The sequence below is a fragment of the Actinosynnema sp. NPDC020468 genome, from assembly GCF_040642015.1.
Classification (GTDB): Bacteria; Actinomycetota; Actinomycetes; order Mycobacteriales; family Pseudonocardiaceae; genus Actinosynnema.
In genome coordinates this window covers 130,696-146,314 of sequence record NZ_JBFAEO010000012.1, presented here as the reverse complement: position 1 = coordinate 146,314, position 15,619 = coordinate 130,696, and the positions used below count along the sequence as shown (strand labels likewise).

At 73.3% G+C, this 15,619-nt stretch carries 16 protein-coding genes; 11 read left to right on the top strand and 5 right to left on the bottom strand.

Annotation, left to right across the window (positions count from 1 at the left end):
* The first annotated feature begins 13 nt into the window (after positions 1 to 13).
* Complete coding sequence (locus AB0G50_RS11780; RefSeq protein ID WP_360105687.1) at positions 14 to 853, top strand: formyltransferase family protein; 840 nt, start codon at positions 14 to 16, stop codon at positions 851 to 853.
* Here AB0G50_RS11780 and AB0G50_RS11775 read toward each other — a convergent pair.
* Genes AB0G50_RS11775 through AB0G50_RS11765 form a run of 3 tightly spaced genes read right to left on the bottom strand, consistent with a single transcriptional unit; the run spans position 840 to position 4,126 of the window.
* Positions 840 to 3,224 carry an NB-ARC domain-containing protein gene (locus AB0G50_RS11775; RefSeq protein WP_360105684.1) on the bottom strand — a complete coding sequence of 795 codons (2,385 nt, stop codon included), beginning with the start codon at positions 3,222 to 3,224 and terminating at the stop codon, positions 840 to 842. The two genes, AB0G50_RS11780 and AB0G50_RS11775, sit on opposite strands and share 14 nt — an antisense overlap.
* A gap of 19 nt (positions 3,225 to 3,243) precedes the next feature.
* Positions 3,244 to 3,864, bottom strand: coding sequence for a DUF6879 family protein (locus AB0G50_RS11770; protein ID WP_360105681.1), 621 nt, complete (start codon positions 3,862 to 3,864; stop codon positions 3,244 to 3,246).
* Entirely contained in the window at positions 3,857 to 4,126 is a 270-nt protein-coding gene (locus tag AB0G50_RS11765; protein ID WP_360105678.1) for a hypothetical protein, read from the bottom strand. The genes AB0G50_RS11770 and AB0G50_RS11765 overlap by 8 nt, the downstream gene beginning before the upstream one ends.
* Positions 4,127 to 4,510: 384 nt before the next feature.
* Between AB0G50_RS11765 and AB0G50_RS11760 the strand changes: the two genes are divergently transcribed.
* From AB0G50_RS11760 to AB0G50_RS11745, 4 genes are read left to right on the top strand one after another with little or no spacing between them, the layout of a single operon-like run.
* The gene (locus tag AB0G50_RS11760; protein ID WP_360105676.1) at positions 4,511 to 5,014 is read left to right on the top strand and encodes a YbaB/EbfC family nucleoid-associated protein; all 504 of its coding nucleotides are present in this window, start codon (positions 4,511 to 4,513) and stop codon (positions 5,012 to 5,014) included.
* 14 nt (positions 5,015 to 5,028) lie between these two features.
* Complete coding sequence (locus AB0G50_RS11755) at positions 5,029 to 5,346, top strand: type VII secretion target (RefSeq protein ID WP_360105673.1); 318 nt, start codon at positions 5,029 to 5,031, stop codon at positions 5,344 to 5,346.
* Positions 5,343 to 6,917, top strand: coding sequence for a hypothetical protein (locus AB0G50_RS11750; RefSeq protein WP_360105670.1), 1,575 nt, complete (start codon positions 5,343 to 5,345; stop codon positions 6,915 to 6,917). The genes AB0G50_RS11755 and AB0G50_RS11750 overlap by 4 nt, the downstream gene beginning before the upstream one ends.
* A 21-nt stretch (positions 6,918 to 6,938) precedes the next feature.
* Positions 6,939 to 7,400, top strand: coding sequence for a SitI3 family protein (locus AB0G50_RS11745; protein WP_360105667.1), 462 nt, complete (start codon positions 6,939 to 6,941; stop codon positions 7,398 to 7,400).
* 43 nt (positions 7,401 to 7,443) lie between these two features.
* Here AB0G50_RS11745 and AB0G50_RS11740 read toward each other — a convergent pair whose 3' ends face one another.
* Complete coding sequence (locus AB0G50_RS11740) at positions 7,444 to 7,944, bottom strand: NUDIX hydrolase (RefSeq protein ID WP_360105664.1); 501 nt, start codon at positions 7,942 to 7,944, stop codon at positions 7,444 to 7,446.
* 74 nt (positions 7,945 to 8,018) lie between these two features.
* Entirely contained in the window at positions 8,019 to 8,816 is a 798-nt protein-coding gene (locus tag AB0G50_RS11735) for a hypothetical protein (RefSeq protein WP_360105661.1), read from the bottom strand.
* A 539-nt stretch (positions 8,817 to 9,355) separates the two neighbouring features.
* Between AB0G50_RS11735 and AB0G50_RS11730 the strand changes: the two genes are divergently transcribed.
* The 6 genes from AB0G50_RS11730 (at position 9,356) to AB0G50_RS11705 (ending at position 15,603) form a co-directional block, all read left to right on the top strand.
* Positions 9,356 to 11,182, top strand: coding sequence for a hypothetical protein (locus AB0G50_RS11730; protein ID WP_360105658.1), 1,827 nt, complete (start codon positions 9,356 to 9,358; stop codon positions 11,180 to 11,182).
* Complete coding sequence (locus AB0G50_RS11725; RefSeq protein ID WP_360105655.1) at positions 11,183 to 12,898, top strand: hypothetical protein; 1,716 nt, start codon at positions 11,183 to 11,185, stop codon at positions 12,896 to 12,898. It begins immediately after the preceding gene.
* A 25-nt stretch (positions 12,899 to 12,923) separates the two neighbouring features.
* The gene (locus AB0G50_RS11720; RefSeq protein WP_360105652.1) at positions 12,924 to 13,121 is read left to right on the top strand and encodes a hypothetical protein; all 198 of its coding nucleotides are present in this window, start codon (positions 12,924 to 12,926) and stop codon (positions 13,119 to 13,121) included.
* Between the two features lie 20 nt (positions 13,122 to 13,141).
* Positions 13,142 to 13,360, top strand: a complete 219-nt coding sequence (locus AB0G50_RS11715; protein ID WP_360105649.1) for a hypothetical protein — start codon at positions 13,142 to 13,144, stop codon at positions 13,358 to 13,360.
* Positions 13,361 to 13,430: 70 nt separating this feature from the next.
* Entirely contained in the window at positions 13,431 to 14,684 is a 1,254-nt protein-coding gene (locus AB0G50_RS11710; protein ID WP_360105647.1) for a YeeE/YedE family protein, read from the top strand.
* A gap of 70 nt (positions 14,685 to 14,754) precedes the next feature.
* Complete coding sequence (locus tag AB0G50_RS11705; RefSeq protein WP_360105644.1) at positions 14,755 to 15,603, top strand: NAD(P)-dependent oxidoreductase; 849 nt, start codon at positions 14,755 to 14,757, stop codon at positions 15,601 to 15,603.
* The last annotated feature ends 16 nt before the right edge of the window (positions 15,604 to 15,619 follow it).

The following is a 15,619-nucleotide window of genomic DNA, read 5'->3' as shown; positions in this document are numbered from 1 at the left end:
TTAGGTTCGGGTCGTGGTGGGCGTTGTCCTGATCTCCACCGGGGTGCGGGAGTTCGCGCTGCTGCACCGGGTCGTCGTGGACGCGGGTCTGACGCCCGTCGGGTACCTGATGTCGCGCTCGTTGCGGGCTCGGCGGGCGGCCGACGGGCACGCGGCGAGCGCGGTCGAGCAGGTGGTGCGGTCGGTGCCCGGGTCGGTGGACCTCGTGCTGCCCGCCGACGCGGCCGGGGTGGGGCGCGCGCTGCGGGGGCTCGACGCCGACCTGGTGGTGATGCACGGGTTCGACTGGATCCTGCCGCGGGCCGTGTTCTCCTTGCCCCGCCTGGGAGTGCTGAACGTGCACACGTCCGCGCTGCCCGCCTACCGCGGGCCCGCGCCGGTGCTGTGGGCGATCCGCCGCGGTGATCCGACCCTCGGCGTCACGGTGCACCGAGTGGACGACGGGGTGGACACCGGGCCCGTGCTGGCGCGGGAGACGGGGGTGCCGCTGGACGACGACGTCTCGCCGGAGTCGTTGCGCGCCAGGCTGGAACCGGTGATCGCGCGGCTGGTGCGGGTCGCGCTGGACCGGGCGGTGGCGGGTGATCCGGGTGAGCCCCAAGGGGTGGAAGGGGCCAGCCGGGCCGGGTTCCTGGAGCCGGGGTTCGCGCGGGTGGACTGGGGGAGGCCCGCCCGCGAGGTGCACGACCAGGTGCGGGTGTTCCGGTTCATGGGCAGCACGACCGCGCCGGTCGCCGTGATCGGCGGGCGGGAGGTCCGGTTGGTGCGGACCAGGCTCACGCCCGGGTCCGGTGTCCGGGTCGAGTGCGCCGATGGTCCACTGTGGATAGTGGAGGCGGTCAGCGCGCGGTGAGCTTGGCGCGCAACGACTCCGCGACCCGGTCCGGGAAATCCTCCAGTGCTCCCAAGGCTTCGGCGCGGGCGGTCGCCGCCTCCTCGACCAGACCCAGCGCGGTCAGCGCGTCGGTCAGGTGGTCCAGCGCCACGGCCAGGTGCCAGCGGTCGCCCAGGGTCCGGTGGGTCGCGGCCGCGAGCCGGTGGAAGCCGACCGCGCCGCCGTGCCGGTGCAAAGCCTGGTAGGCCAGGCCCGAGGCGTCCAGCGCGAGGGCCTCCCGGCTGCGGTCGCCGAGCCCGCGCTGGATCACGGCGGACTGCTGGGAGGACAGCAGCGCGTCCGCCGGGCGGTCGTCGGCCAGCTCCAGCAGCGCGAGCTCGGCGAGCCAGTGCGCCCGCCACATCTCGTTGTCGTCGGCCACCGCGATCGCGAGCGCGCCGTTGATCGCCGTGCGCGCCCGCGTCAGCCGGCCCGCGCCGCGCGAGGCCCGCGCCAGGTTGTACAGCGCGTTGCTCTCGCTGACCCGGTCACCCTGCTCCCGGAACTCCACCAGGAGCCGCTCCAGCAGGGCGATCGCGGCGTCGTGCTCGCCCGCGTCGGTGAGCGCCTCGGCGAGGTTGCACCGGATGAGCGCCTCCCACCGGGCCTCGCCCAGCTCCGCCGCGAGCACCGCCGCCGCGGTGAAGTCGGCGCGCGCCCGGTCGAGGTCCCGGTGCCGCAACCAGAGCAGGCCGAGCGCGTTGACCGTGATCGCCTCGCCCAGCCGATCACCCGAGGCGCGGCGCAGGGCGAGCGCGGCGCGGTGGTGGTGTTCGGCGTCGGCGAGCCGGCGGGTTTGGAAGTGCAGCTTCCCCAACGTGTCGTGCGCCTGCGACTCGGCGTCCGCGTCGCCCAGCGCGGCGGCCGAGGCGGCGCCGATCGTGGCGACCGCCAGCCAGTCGTCGAAGGCGTTCTGGTGCATGTACACCGCGCGCAGCACGGCCGCGAACCGCCACGCGTGCGCGTGCAGGCCGTACCGGGCCGCGATCCGGACCGCGGACACCAGGTTCGTCGCCTCCGTGCGCTGCCACAGCACCGCGGCGTCGTGGTCGGCGAAGCGCAGCGGCGTCGTGTCCGCCGGCACGGGCAGGGTGAGGACGTACCGGTCGTGCGGCGCGATCAGCCTCTGCGCCTCGTCGGCCGTGTGCAGGTACCAGGACACCATGCGGCGCACCGCGCGCTCCCGCTCGACCTCCGGTTCGAACGCGCGCAGCTCGTCCACCGCGTAGGCCCGCAGCAGGTCGTGGAACCGGTACCGGCGCGGCGCGCTGTGCTCCAGGAGCTGGGCGCCCACCAGGGATTCGAGGTCCTGGCGGGCCAACGCCTGCCCGACGCCCGCGAGCGCCGCCGCGGCGGGCACCCCGAACTCGTCGCCCGGGTGCAGGCCGAGCAGCCGGAACATCACCGCCGACCGCGCCGGCAGCGCCCGGTAGGACCACGCGAACACGCCGCGCACCGCGTCGGCCTCGTCGCCGCCGTCCGGGGTCAGCGCCTCCCACAGGCCCGACTCGTCGCGCAGGTCCGCGATCAGCTCGGACAGCGGCTCCCACGGCCTGCCGGCGGCCCGTTCGGCGGCGATCCGCAGCGCCAGCGGCAGCCGCGCGCACAACCCGGCCAGTTCGCGCAGCTCGCGCGGGTCGTCGTCCCGGCGGTGCGCGGCGGTGACCTCGCGGAGCAGCGTGACCGAGTCCTCGTCGCCGAGCAGGTCCACCTGGAGCCGGGTCGCGCCCTCCCGGGCGATCAGGCCGGACAGCCTGCTGCGGCTGGTGACCACGACCAGCCCGCGTCGCGAGCCCGGCAGCAGCGGCCGGACCTGGCGCACCGTGGCCGCGTTGTCCAGCAGCACCAGCACCTGCTTGTCCGCCAGGATCGAGCGGAACAGCGACGCCCGGTCCTCGACGTCGCGCGGCACCGCCCGCGCCGGCACGCCGAAATCGCGCAGGAACCGACCCAGCACGTCCGCCGCCGACACCGGCGGGTCCGGGTCGTGGCCGCGCAGGTTGACGTAGAGCTGGCCGTCGGGAAACCGCTCGCGCAGCGCGTGCGCCCAGCGCAGCGCCAACGACGTCTTGCCGACACCCGCCGTACCGGTGATCACCACGACGCCCGGGTCGTCCTGGCGGGCCAGCGACGCGGTGAGCTCCGCCAGTTCGCTCGCGCGGTTCACGAAACCCCGGTTGTAGCCGGGCAGTTGGCGCGGCACGACGGCGAACACGCCCGGCCCGCGGTGGATGTGCACGTCGCCGTGCACGTCGCGCGCCTGCACCAGGTCGCCGACACCGCCTGCCACGTCCAGCCGGTTCTCGGTCGACCCGGCGTCGCCGGAGCCCTCCGGCCGTTCGACCGCCATCAGCGCCTTCTCCTCGTCGTCAGGGCGTGAACTGCCCTTCGGGCGCCGGCAGACCGGCGACGTGCCGCGCGAAGTAGGCCGCGATCGGCTGGGCCGCCGCGTACAGGTCCACGATCACCTGCCGGCACCGCGCGATCACGGCCCGGTCGGTGTAGCGCCGCGCGGCCTCCAGGACGCCGTGCTCGTCGTACACCGCCTCGTACATCACCTCGCCGCCCAGCGTGTAGAGCTCCGGCAGGAGCTCCGCCCGCTCGAGCCGGGCCACCCGGTCGGCGGCCAGGACGCGCACCGGACCGCCGCACTCGTCGCGCACCCGCAACGCGTGGAGCTCCCACTGGAGATAGGCGGTGATCGGTTCCTCGACCACCCTCACCCGGCGGGCGGAGAATCCGGAAGCCGTCATTTTCCGATGTTCGGCGATCAACGCCGCGCGGCCCCGCTCCAACAGCTCGAGTGCCTCCCGCCAGTTCCCGCGGGAGAACTCCTCCCAGCTGTCCTGACCGGGCTCGCGGAACTCCTGCCGGCGTTCCAGCTTCCAGAAGCCGGACGCGTCGGTGCGTCGGAAGTTCTCCTCGAACTCGGGCCAGTACACGTCCAGCGGCAGGAGTTCGGACCGGGTGGACCGCAGCAGTTCACGCATCGGGGATGTCCGCCTTCGCCGCGAGGATGGTGGACCGGGGGATGACCACCAGGCTCTCGCCGGGGTCTATGGACACGCCCTCGGGCAACCGCCTGGTGTAGAGGCTGGTGAGGTCCTGGCCGATGACCGCGACGTCGCCGTTGTCCAGTTCCCAGATGTCCGGACACGAGCCGTTGCCGGACGTCTGGCCCAGCTCGTGCGACGACTTGCCCCAGCGGCGGGCAAAAGAGGCCGACCTGTCGGCATTCCACGTCCTGTCCACAAGAGCCTCCCTTTGGGGCGTGAATGCGGGGACAATACGACAATTACTCGGCATGGCCGTGGGGTGTCAATCAATCGGGCCGGGTACCACGCCAACGGCTGTCATATTCGAGATCACGTCATCCGTTAGGGACCGATTGCGTGCCCGGACGGTGACCCCTGGTTATCCGTAATAATGGGGTCCGACCGTTCCGGCAGGTCCGAGGTCGGCGCGGAGAACCGGAATGCGCATTCGTGGACCGGTGCGGGCGCGGTCGGGACGCGGTGCCACCGGCCTGCGTCCATTCGGTCGAACTTGCCGCGTGGTGCGCGCGTTCCGGAACCCCGGTCGGGCGCGCTGCATCAGACTGCTCGCGCTGCCGCTGGGGTCGGAGGTGTCGTGCGGATGGTGGATCCGGGGTTCGACAGCGTCGAGGGTGTCGACCGCTGGGTCGCGCGGGCGCGGGCCAAGGCCGAGCGCTACCAGGCGCTCAAGGCGAGGACCGGTGAGGTCGTGGTCACCGAGGCGTCGCGGGACGGGTTGGTGACGGTGACCGTGGACTCCACCGGGAACCTGACGGACCTGCGGATCACCGACCGGGTGCGCGAGCTGTCCGGCGCGGAGGTCGCGGCCGCGGTGCTCGCGCAGGTGCGGCGGGCGCAGGCGAAGCTGCCGGAGAAGGTGCGCCAGGTCATGGACGCGACGATCGCGGACGACCCGGCGACGATCGCGACGGTGGTGGGCGCGTTCACCGAGCGGTTCCCCGAGCCGCCGCCCGAGGAGCCGGCCGACGCCTACCGCGCGTGGCGGCCCGCCGACGGCGCCGGTGCGCCACCGCCGCGAAAGCGCGTGCGAGGTCCCGACGAAGAGGACGACGGCTGGGTCGACCAGTCCGTCCTGGACGAGTGAACCGGAGGCGGACGATGACCGGGTACCGCGTCACCACCAGCGAGTTGGAGACACACGCGGCGTCCGTGCGCCGCGTGTCGGACACCCTGGGCCAGGCGCTCGACGCCGCGCGGCAGGTGACGCTCGGCGTGCAGGCCTACGGGCTGATCAGCGGACCGCTGTTCGTGCCGATCGTGACGCCGGGCGGGCTGATCGGCCAGGCCACGCTGGAACTCGCGCAGCAGGCGATGAACGACGTGGCCAAGGAGATCACCGACACCGCCGCGCACTACGACGCCGTGGAGAAGTCCGCGGTCAAGGGCTTCGGCTCGATCAACGGCGGTGCGTCGTGACCAACCCGCTGGTCGCCGCGAGACAGGACAGCACCACCTGGCACACCGGGCTCAACCTGATCGACGACGGCGTCGGGCTCTACGAGGCCGTGCGGTCGGGCAGTTGGGTCGAGGCAGGCCTGGGCGTGGTCGGCGGCGGGCTCGACCTGCTGACCATGGCGATGAACCCGGTCAGCACGCTGGTCTCCTACGGCCTCAACTTCCTGATCGAGCACGTGCAACCGCTCCAGGACGTGCTGAACAAGCTCGCGGGCGACGCCGACCAGATCGCCGCGTACTCCGCGACGTGGCACAACGTCGGGCGCGCGGTCGGCCAGGCGGGCACCGACTTCACCACCGCGGTCGGCCGGGACACCGCGAACTGGACCGGCCCGGCGGCGGACGCCTACCGGACCCACGCGGGCGCCAAGGCGGGCGCGCTGTCCACCGCGGCCACCTGCGCGCACACCCTCGGCGCGGCGGTCACCATCGTCGGCGCGATCACCGCCGCGGTCCGGGCCATGGTCCGCGACCTGGTCACCCAGGCGATCGGCCAGTTCGTGCAGGTGGCGCTGGAGGAGATCTTCTCGCTGGGCCTCGCGACGCCGTTCGTGGCGGCGCAGGTGAGCGAGCAGGTCGCGGCGTGGTCCGCGCGGATCGGCGGCGTGATCAAGAAGCTGGTCAGCTCGGCCTCGAAGCTGCGGCCGTTGATGACCAAGCTGGACGACATCTGGAAGGCCATCCAGAAGGCGCTGTCCACGTTGCACGGCAAGGGCGGCAAGGCCCCGCACGAAGGCGGTGGTGGTGGCGGTCCGCACGGCGGCGACACCCCGCCGTCCACGCCGAAGCCGGGCGACCCGCCGCCGTCCACGCCGAAGCCGCCGGAGGCGCCCAAACCGGCCGAGCCGACGACCGGCGGCGAGACGCCCAAGGGCGGCGAACCCGTCGACGGCACCACGACCACGTCCGGCACCACGCCGCCCGAGGGCACCACGAACACCTCGGGCTCCTCGGGTTCGGGCGAGGGCGGCACGACCAAGCCGTCCGAGTCCGGGTCCGGCTCCGGCGGCGAGACGCCGCCGTCGGGCAACGGCGAGGGCGGTGGCGGCAAGCCGCCGGAGGAGCCCAAGCAGCCGGCCGGCGGCGCGGGCGAGCCCCGGCGCACCCAGCCGTCCGGGCAGCCGAACCCGGAGGCCAAGCCGGGCGGCAAGCGCACGCAGATCGGCAAGAAGAACGACGAGGCGACCAAGCGGTCCCTCCAGCGCGAGAACGACTCGGCGGACCTGTTGGCGCAGAAGGGTTACGACGTCGAGCAGAACCCCAAGGTGCCCGGTGACAAGAACCCGGACTACAAGATCGAGGGCGAGGTCTTCGACAACTACGCCCCGTCCACCGGGCGGGTCGAGAACATCGCCGACGTGATCGAGGGCAAGGTGTCGTCGGGTCAGGCCGACCGCATCGTGCTGAACACCTCCGACAGCCCGGTCGACCTGGGCGCGTTGCGGCAGCACCTGACCGACTCGCCGATCACCGGCCTCAAGGAGGTCATCGTGATCGACAAGGCGGGCAACGTGGTTCACTTCTACCCGTAATCCGGCACAACGAGGGCGGACATGGCCATTTCCTACAGTCTGGAGATCGCGGCACCCGCGGCGGACGTCGCGCGGGTGCTGCGCGCGGCGGGTTCGTTCGCGCCCGAGGTGACCGCGGAAACCCTGCTGACGGCGGGCGCCGCGACCACCGACGGCCCGTGGGTCCGCGTCGTGGAGCCGACGCCGAAGCCGTGGCACCCGGTGATCACCGACCTGGGCTTCACGCCGACCGCGTCGGTGGCGCTGCGGTTGGACAAGTCGGAGGACGTGCCGGCACAGCAGGACTCGGTCGTCCGGCTGGCCTCGGCGGTGCTGGTGGCGCTGCCGGGTGACGCCGTGCTGCACCGCGAGCTGGAGTCGATCTGGCTCCTGCGCCGCGCGGGCTCGGTGACGGCGAACGAGGACCACGAACTCCTGCCGCCGCAACGGTTGGCGTACCTGGGCGTGCCGTACGTGCGGGAAACCCACGCGTTCGCGGAGTGACGCCGGGTGGTGCGGGCCGACCGGTCCGCACCACCGGGGATTGCTAGACCTCGCGGCCGAACTCGGCGTAGATCGTGCGGTTCGACTCCAGGGCTTGGAAAGCCAGCTCCAACCTGCGGTGCAGGGACGGGTAGACGTGGCCGGTCGCCGCCGGCAGGGCGAGGAACTTCAGCCCGTCCAGCTCGGCGTCGTGCGGACCCAGGGCGGCGACCCGGTCGGCGGTCAGCACGCCGCCGTCGAACACGAACTGGTGGCTGTCGGACCAGACTCCCTTGCGCGGCAACCAGTCCACCACCAGCAGGCGGCCCACCGGCAGCTCGAGGCCCAGTTCCTCCAGCACCTCGCGGGCGCACGCGGCCTTCGGCGACTCGTCGGCCTCCACGATGCCGCCCGGGATGTCGAGCACCGGCTTGTAGCGCGGCACCACGAACAGCACCTGACCCGCCTCGTCGCGGACCAGGACGCCGGCCGCCACGGGTTTGCGCGGCAGCCTTCCCGCGATGCCGGGTTCGAACTCGGACTCGGGTGGGCCCTCCAGGGTCACGTCGGCGGCGAAGGTGCTTGCGGGAACACAGGAACGCGGGGTCGGCGGCACCCGGACATTCTGCACCGCGCGCCTCACCGGTCGTCCAGGGCGCGCGCGGACGCCAGGCCGGACAGGTGCGCGGCGCGGGCGGCCAGGGCGCGGCGCAGCGCGGGGTCGGCGGGGTTCTCGGTGACCTCGAAGGCGAGCCGGGCCACCGCCTCCGCGTACCGGGCGATGCGGACGTCCACGTCGGCGTGGTCGACGCGGACCCGGGTCGACGGCGGCAGGTCGACGTCCGGCACGCCCATGATGCGCTGGTACACGGCGCGTTCCAGCCGGTCGAGCGCGGCCGCGGCGCGGGCCGGGTCGGTGTCGGCGAGCCACCACGCGGGCCACAGCTCCACCTCGGCCACGTCGGCGCGGGCGCCCAGGAGGTGGTCGCGCAGCGCCGCCGCGAGCGTGTCGTCCGCCTGGCCGATGTGCACGACCTCGCCGTCCTGGTCGTACAGCGCGAAACAGCCGTGCCGGGCGGAGACCCACCTCCTGCCGCGCGCGTCGCGGGCCGAGGTGACGCGGTCCAGCTGGGTGTCGAAGTCGCGGGGCGCCGGCACGTGGTGGGCCTGTCGCCAGCGGGCCCGCCAGCGTCTGGCCTCGGTCTCGCGGCGGCCTTCGTCCGCGCCCACGTGCCGCAGCGCGGCGTCCACGAACGCCAGCACGAACTCGAGCTTCGGCAACCTCTTCGCGTTCAGCACCTCGCTGATCGACGCGGGCGAGAGCGGGGCACCGCACCGGGACGCCAGGTCGCGCAACCGCGGGTAACTCGGTTTGCCGCACGCGAGGTGGAACTCGCGCAGTTCGGTGGCGAAATCCTGAACCGGTCCGGCTCGCACGTCGGTGTCCTTTCCCCCGGGTCGCGGTGTCCGGCGCGTACAACGCACCGGGTGCGCAAAGGATTCGGCCGGACCGGCACTCGCGCGCCGAGCGGAAGACCCCCGTTCGAGAACGTTCGGCTTCATTCGGCGCGGGCTACCCGGGGTGTTCGTCACCGCGCGGTTGACGATTCCTCGCATACTGCGAAAGACCAGCGAAAACGCGGTGAAACCGCAGGTCAGGCCAAGTGGGACGGTGCAATGCGCTGCTCCGTTCGGGGGTGGTGACGCTCGACCCGGAGGCGTCCCACCCGTTGGTCTGCCGATTGACACCCCGGTCGCGCCGTCGCCACGATCCATGCCATGAGCTTCGGTGTCGCCCTGGTCGGGCACCGCCACGTGGACCTGTGCGAGCAGGCCGCGCCGCTCTGCACCGAATAGCGGAGAAACACCCCCTACAAACTCCCGGCAATGCCGGGTGACTCGTCGCGCCCCGAGGCGTCGACGGGTGTTTGGCGCGCCTTTCCGCGGTGAAAGGCGCACGGACCACGGGAGCGTCCATGTTGTCGAAGTCGCCGAGAAGGCGCAGAACACTGATCGGGGCGGTGGCGGCGGTGCTCGCCGCCGGCGCGGTCACCTACACCGGCGAGAGCGCGGCGGCCTACGCCGACATCACCAAGATCACCGACTCGAGGACCGCGTCGGACGGCAAGCAGTACTGGGTGGAGAACCACCTGGTCGGCACCGCCGCCGCACCCTCCGCAGGGCGCAAGGAGTGGCTGCTGGTCTGGGCCGGTGACGAGAACGTCGCCGACACCCTGGTCAAGGACCTGAAGAACCTGCCGGGTTCGCTCACCGGCGGGCTCGGCAAGGTCGTGAACGCGTTGCCCGGCCCGGACTTCCTGGCCGTCATCGACGCCACCGAGGGCTCGCCCACGTTCGGCAAGGTCGTCAACACCGCGACCGTCGGGCCGCTGGTGGAGAACGAGCCCCACCACATGCAGTACGTGTGGCACAAGGGCGACACCGTCTACGCGGGCGCGCTGTTCGGCGCGGCGACCTACGCGTTCGACGTGACCGCGTTGCCGCAGTTGAAGATCAAGGGCATCAGCCTGCCCACCAACACGCTCGGCGGCTCGGTGCCCGACGCCTACTGGACGCTCGAGGACGGCACGGCCTACGGCACGTACATGGGCGGTCCGGTCGTGCCCGGCCCGTACGTCTACGCCAACGGGCAAACCGTGATCGGCAACGGGTTCGCGGGCAGCCCCGGCTCGCTGGTGCGGTTCGACCGGGACGGCAAGGTGCTGTCGCAGACCTCGGCGGCGACACCGCAGGGCGACAACGCCAAGCTGTGCGCGAACCTGCCGCAGTTGGCCGAGCCGACCTGTGCCAACCCGCACGGCATCCAGGCCCGCGAGGACCTGAACACGTTGGTCACCAGCGATTACGCCGAGCCGCGCAACATCATCCTCGACCCGGTCAAGAACCCGTCGGTGTACCTGCGCCGGCCGACCGTCCGCACGTGGGACATCACCGACCGGAACAACCCGAGGCTGCGCGCGGTGTCCTACCTCCAGGACGGTCCCCGCGCCGACCCGGCGGACCCGCTGCACGCGGAGAGCCGGGCGGTCATGGAGACCACGGTGACCAACCTGCCCGGTCACAAGGGCGCGTTCGCCCAGACCATGCAGGGCGGCGCCGTGCACTACACGCCGGACATCACCGCGGCCGAGCCGCACTGGTACGAGGTGTTCGACGACGGCGCGGCCAACCGGGCGATCTTCGCGGGCAACGACGCGAACGGCGGCGGCTCCAACGGCGGCTGGATCCAGACCAGCCCGGACGACAGGTACCTGTACCGGGCGATCTCCGGGCGCGGCAAGGGCGCGCTGGGTCCGAACGACCCGGGCACCACGGGCGGCGTGTACGTGCTGGACATCCGGAAGCTGCTCGCGGCCGGCACCGGGTTCCAGTGCCGGATCGACACCCTGGCCGAGGCGCAGAACGGTGGCGCCGAGGCGGACTGCCCGACGCTCGCGGGCGCGGTCCCGATCAACGCGGGCACCCCGGCGGCCGGTCCGCACTGGGGCGCGTACGACAACTTCGACCTGGGCGCGGACGGCTTCTACCACGAGACCGACTCGCCGACGCGGATCGCGGTGTCGAACTACTTCGTCGCCCGCTCCGGCCTCGACGGCGACCACAGGGTGAACCTGCTCAAGGTCGCGCCGGACGGGAAGTTGGCCGTGGACACCCACTTCAAGGATGAGTTCTCCGGTCAGGTGGGCATCGACTTCAACCGGAAGGACTGGCCGCACGGGTCGTTCGGCAACGCCAAGCCGCACTCCGAGCTGTTCGTCGTCGCGGACGCGGACGTGAAGTAGGTGGAGCACACCCACGGTGGTCTCGACGCGGTCGCCCAGGTGTCGCCCTGGGCGCTGGGACTGCGGCTCGTGCTGCTGCTCGCGACGGCGCTGGTCGCCGGCGTGGGCGTGGCCCGGCCGCTGCTGACGACGCCGCCCCGGCGGGTCGTCCTCGGCACGGCGCTGCTCGCGGCGGTGTCCGCGGTGCTCGCGGTCGTCTCGGCGGCGGCGCTGGGCGCGAACCCGGTCGGCGCGGCGGCGCACGTGGCCCTGGTGGTCGCGGTGCCGGCGCTGCTCGGCAGGCCCGCGGCGGCGCGCTGGGTCGCGGCGGCCCTGGCGCTGCTGGTCGTGCTGGAAACCGTCGCGGGTGGCTCCGGGGTGCTGTTCGTGGTGGACACCGTGCACGTCGCGGCGGTCGTCACGTGGTTCGGCGCGGCCGTGCTGGTGCGCGCCGAACCCACCGCGTCGCGCCGGTTCGGCCCGGTGGCGGTCGCGCTGGGCGCGGGGTTGGCGGTCGCGGGCGCGGTGCGGCTGGTCGCGTCCGGGCTCGCGGTCGACCGGCGGCTCCACGAGAGCGCGCTCGGGCTGGTGCTGCTGGCGGCGGTCGTGCTGCCGTCGGCGGTCACCGTCCTGGCGGTGCTGAGGTCCGAGCGGGTGTACCGGTTCGGCACGGCGGGCGTCGCGCTGTCGTTCGTGGCGTGGAGCGCGCTCGCCGCCCTGCCGCAACCGCCCGTGCTGCCGACACCGGGTGTACCGGTGCTGGTGGACACCGCGTTGGCGGGCCGGTCCGCGCCGGTGCTGGTCAGCCCGCACCGGCCGGGGCGCAACCTGGTGCACCTGCCCGCGAGCGCGGGCGCGGACGTCCGGGTCGAGGTGGGCGGCGTGGTGACGCCGGCGGTGCCCAGGGCGGGCGCCGACGGCACGTGGGCGGAGGTGGACCTGCCCGCCGGGCGCGGCGAGATCACGCTGCGCGCGGCGGGTGACGACACCACCGTCGAGGTCGACACCGGTGCCGGCACGGGGCCGGTGGTGGACGCCGACGCGCCGGAGTGCGCCAGTGCCGCCCTGGGCGGGCTGATCGCGGGCCGGCGGGACGTGCTCACCACGTGCCCGGCCGACACACTGTCCACAGAGGACGAAGCGGCGCTGCGCAAACTGGTGTCCTTCCTGGCTTCCCGCGGCACGCCCGGCGTGACGCTGGCGGCCGACGGCTCGGCGCGCGGGAAGCGGGCGGCGGACGTGGTCGCGGAGGCGGCCGGCGCGGCGAACCTGCGGCTGGACCCGGGCGAGCGGCCGGACAACGCGCTGATCGCGGTGTCCGGCTGGGCGAAGGCCGCGGACGTGCTGCACACCGCCGCCGCCCGGCAGGCCGAAGCGCCGGTGTACGGCCACGGGGTGTTCCTCGCGCCGTGGCTGCTGACCACCCCGCTGGCCACGTCGGTCACCACGGTGTCGGTGCCGCTGGCCTTCGACCCCAGGGAACAACTGCCCATCGGCTACGCGGTCGCGGTCGGCAACGCCTTCGGCGGCGAGAACCCCACCCCTGCCGGGTTCCGCGGCTGGCTCGGCGGGCAGTCCGCGGGCGACCGCGTGCAGGTCTACGCGGTGGCCCAGGTGACCGCGATGCCGATGGGACCGAACGAGGTGCACGCGCCCGGCATGCCGATGACCGAGGAGCTGCCCGGGCAGTGGATCCCGAAGACCACGGTGGTGCCGGTGAGCGCACCACTGCTGTGAACACGGTGCTACCGAAGGAGAACGGATGAACAAGATCACCCGGGTGCTCGCCGTCGGCGCGGTCGTCGGCGTGCTGGGCCTGGCCACCGGCGGCGTCGCGCTCGCCGACACCCCGATCTGGGTGCTGCCGGGCGTCGACCTCGGCGGCGTGCTCGGCCCGACGACCGGTGTGCCCGGCGGCCTGGCACCGGTGTTCGACCTGCTCAAGCTCATCGGCGGCTGACAACGAAAGTAGGAGTGACCATGAAGAAGTCCCTCGCCCGCGCGGTCGTCGCGGCGGCGCTCACGGGTTTGGCGTTCACCGGCGCGGCCGGCACCGCGCTGGCCGACCCGGTCGTCGTGGACAACCCCGACACCTCGGGCCTGAACAACGTCTGGACGTTCACCCCCGTCCTGGGCATCCCGGTCATCGGCCTGGTCCAGGTCCTCGTCAAGGCGCCGAACGGGATCATCCCGAACTAGTCGGCGCCGTCCCCGGTCCCGGTCGCTCCCCCAGGGCGGCCGGGACCCCTCACCCCCCCGGGAGCACCTGGTGACCACCACCTCCGACGGATTCCTGACCTTCCCCACGTCGTGCGCCGCGCCGACGCCGCAACCGGAAGAACCCGTGCGCCGGGTGCCGCTGGTCGTCGCCTCGGTGCTCGGCGTCGGCCTGACCGCCTACGTCTGGGCCTCGTACGGCCCGAAGTCGGGCGTGCTGCTCGCGCTCGGCCTGCTGTTGGGCCTCGCGCTGTTCCACTCCCGCTTCGGGTTCACCTCCGCGTGGCGGCAGCTGATCGCGGTCGGCAACGGCGAGGGCCTGCGCGCGCACACCGTGCTGCTGGGCACCGCCGCCACGCTGATCGCGCTGGTCGTGTCCACCGGGTCCGGCCTGTTCGGCTCGGTGCCCAAGGCCACCGCCGGCCCGATCGGCCTCGCGCTGCTGGTCGGCGCGACGCTGTTCGCGGTCGGCATGCAGCTGGGCGGCGCGTGTGCGTCCGGCACCCTGTTCGCGGTCGGCGCCGGTCAGTCCGCGGTCGTGCTGACGCTGGGCGGTTTCATCGCCGGCTCGGTGCTCTACACGTGGGCGTTCCCGCTGTTCGACGGCTGGCCCGCGCTGCCCGGCGTGCTGCTGGCCGACCACGTCGGCTGGTTCGGCTCGTGGTTGATCACCCTCGTCGTGCTGGCCGCGATCGTGCTGGGCACGAAGGTCGTGCAGCGGCGGCGCAACCCGCCGCCCACCGACGTCGTGCCGACGGCCAGGGGGTACGCCCGCGTGCTGCGCGGCTCGTGGCCGCTGCTGGTCGGCGCGGTCGTGCTCGGGGTGCTGGCGGGCGCGGTGTTCCTGGTGTCCGGCGGCATCTGGGGCGTCACGTTCGCGTTCGCGCTGTGGGGCGCGAAGATCCTCCAGCTCGTCGGCCTGCACCCGGAGACCTGGGAGTTCTGGCAGACCCAGGCCAACGCCAAGGCGCTCGGCGCGCCGATCTGGGTGGACAGGACCAGCCTGACCGACATCGGCATCGTCCTCGGCGCGGCGGTCGCGGCCGCGGCGGCGGGCGCGTGGAAGATCCACAGCTCGATCCCGTGGCGCACGGCGCTGGCCGCGGTGCTCGGCGGGGTGCTGATGGGCGTCGGCTCGCGGCTGGCCGGCGGCTGCAACATCGGCGCGTACCTGGGCGGCATCGCGCAGGGCAGCGTCAGCGGGTGGCTGTGGGGCGTGTTCGCCCTCGGTGGCACGTGGCTCGGCCTGCGGCTGCGACCGGTGTTCGGCCTCGCCAACCCCCGGCCCGCCGACAGCGTCTGCTGACCCCTCGTGCCGCGGCGTCCCGGTCCGGGTGGGAGGTTGGAGCCCACACGGACCGGGAAAGGGGACAGCGGTGACGAGGGTCGCGGTGCTGGGCACGGGGTTGATGGGCGCGGGCATGGCGCGCAGCCTGCTGCGGGCGGGTGTCGACGTGGCGGTGTGGAACCGCTCGCGCGCCAAGGCGCGGCCGCTGGCCGAGTCGGGCGCGACGGTGGTGGACCGGGCCGTCGACGCGGTGGTGGGCGCGGACGTCGTGGTGACCATGCTGTTCGACGCCGCCTCCACCGAGGAGGTCGCGGCGGAGGTGCTGCCCGCGGTGACCGGGGTGTGGGCGCAGTGCGCGACGGTCGGTGTCGAGGGCGCGGAGCGGCTCGCGGCGGCGGCGCGGGAGCACGGGGTCCGGATGGTCGACGCGCCCGTGCTGGGCACCCGGAAACCGGCCGAGGACGGCACGCTCGTGCTGCTCGCCGGCGGTGACCCGGCGCTGGGGGACGCCGTCGCGCCGGTGTTCGACGCGATCGGGTCGCGCACCGTGTGGGTGGGGGAGCGGCCCGGCGACGGGCAGCGGCTCAAACTGGTCGCGAACTCGTGGGTGCTGTCGATCACCGCCGCGACCGCGCAGGCGATCGCGCTGGCCAAGGGGCTCGGCGTGCCGCCGGAGTCGTTCCTGGACGCGATCCGCGGCGGTGCGGTCGACTCGGCCTACGCCCACCTCAAGGGCAAGGCCATGATCGACGGCGACTTCGCCACGTCGTTCGGCGTCGACGGCGCGGTCAAGGACAGCGGGCTGATCCTGGACGCGGTGCGGGCGGTGGGCGCCGACGACCGGCTGATCGCCGCGCTGCACGGCCAGTTCCGGGACGCGGCCGCGATCGCCGGCGAGGACGACATGGCCGCCGTGATCCGCGTGCACGGGACGTGATTGGTTAGCCTGCACG

Coding starts and splice junctions, on each gene's coding strand:
- AB0G50_RS11715 (WP_360105649.1), top strand. CDS start 13,142: ATGAAGAAGTCCCTCGCCCGCGCGGTCGTCGCGGCGGCGCTCACGGGT.
- AB0G50_RS11775 (WP_360105684.1), bottom strand. CDS start 3,224: ATGGCGGTCGAACGGCCGGAGGGCTCCGGCGACGCCGGGTCGACCGAG.
- AB0G50_RS11755 (WP_360105673.1), top strand. CDS start 5,029: ATGACCGGGTACCGCGTCACCACCAGCGAGTTGGAGACACACGCGGCG.
- AB0G50_RS11760 (WP_360105676.1), top strand. CDS start 4,511: ATGGTGGATCCGGGGTTCGACAGCGTCGAGGGTGTCGACCGCTGGGTC.
- AB0G50_RS11770 (WP_360105681.1), bottom strand. CDS start 3,864: ATGCGTGAACTGCTGCGGTCCACCCGGTCCGAACTCCTGCCGCTGGAC.
- AB0G50_RS11745 (WP_360105667.1), top strand. CDS start 6,939: ATGGCCATTTCCTACAGTCTGGAGATCGCGGCACCCGCGGCGGACGTC.
- AB0G50_RS11720 (WP_360105652.1), top strand. CDS start 12,924: ATGAACAAGATCACCCGGGTGCTCGCCGTCGGCGCGGTCGTCGGCGTG.
- AB0G50_RS11730 (WP_360105658.1), top strand. CDS start 9,356: ATGTTGTCGAAGTCGCCGAGAAGGCGCAGAACACTGATCGGGGCGGTG.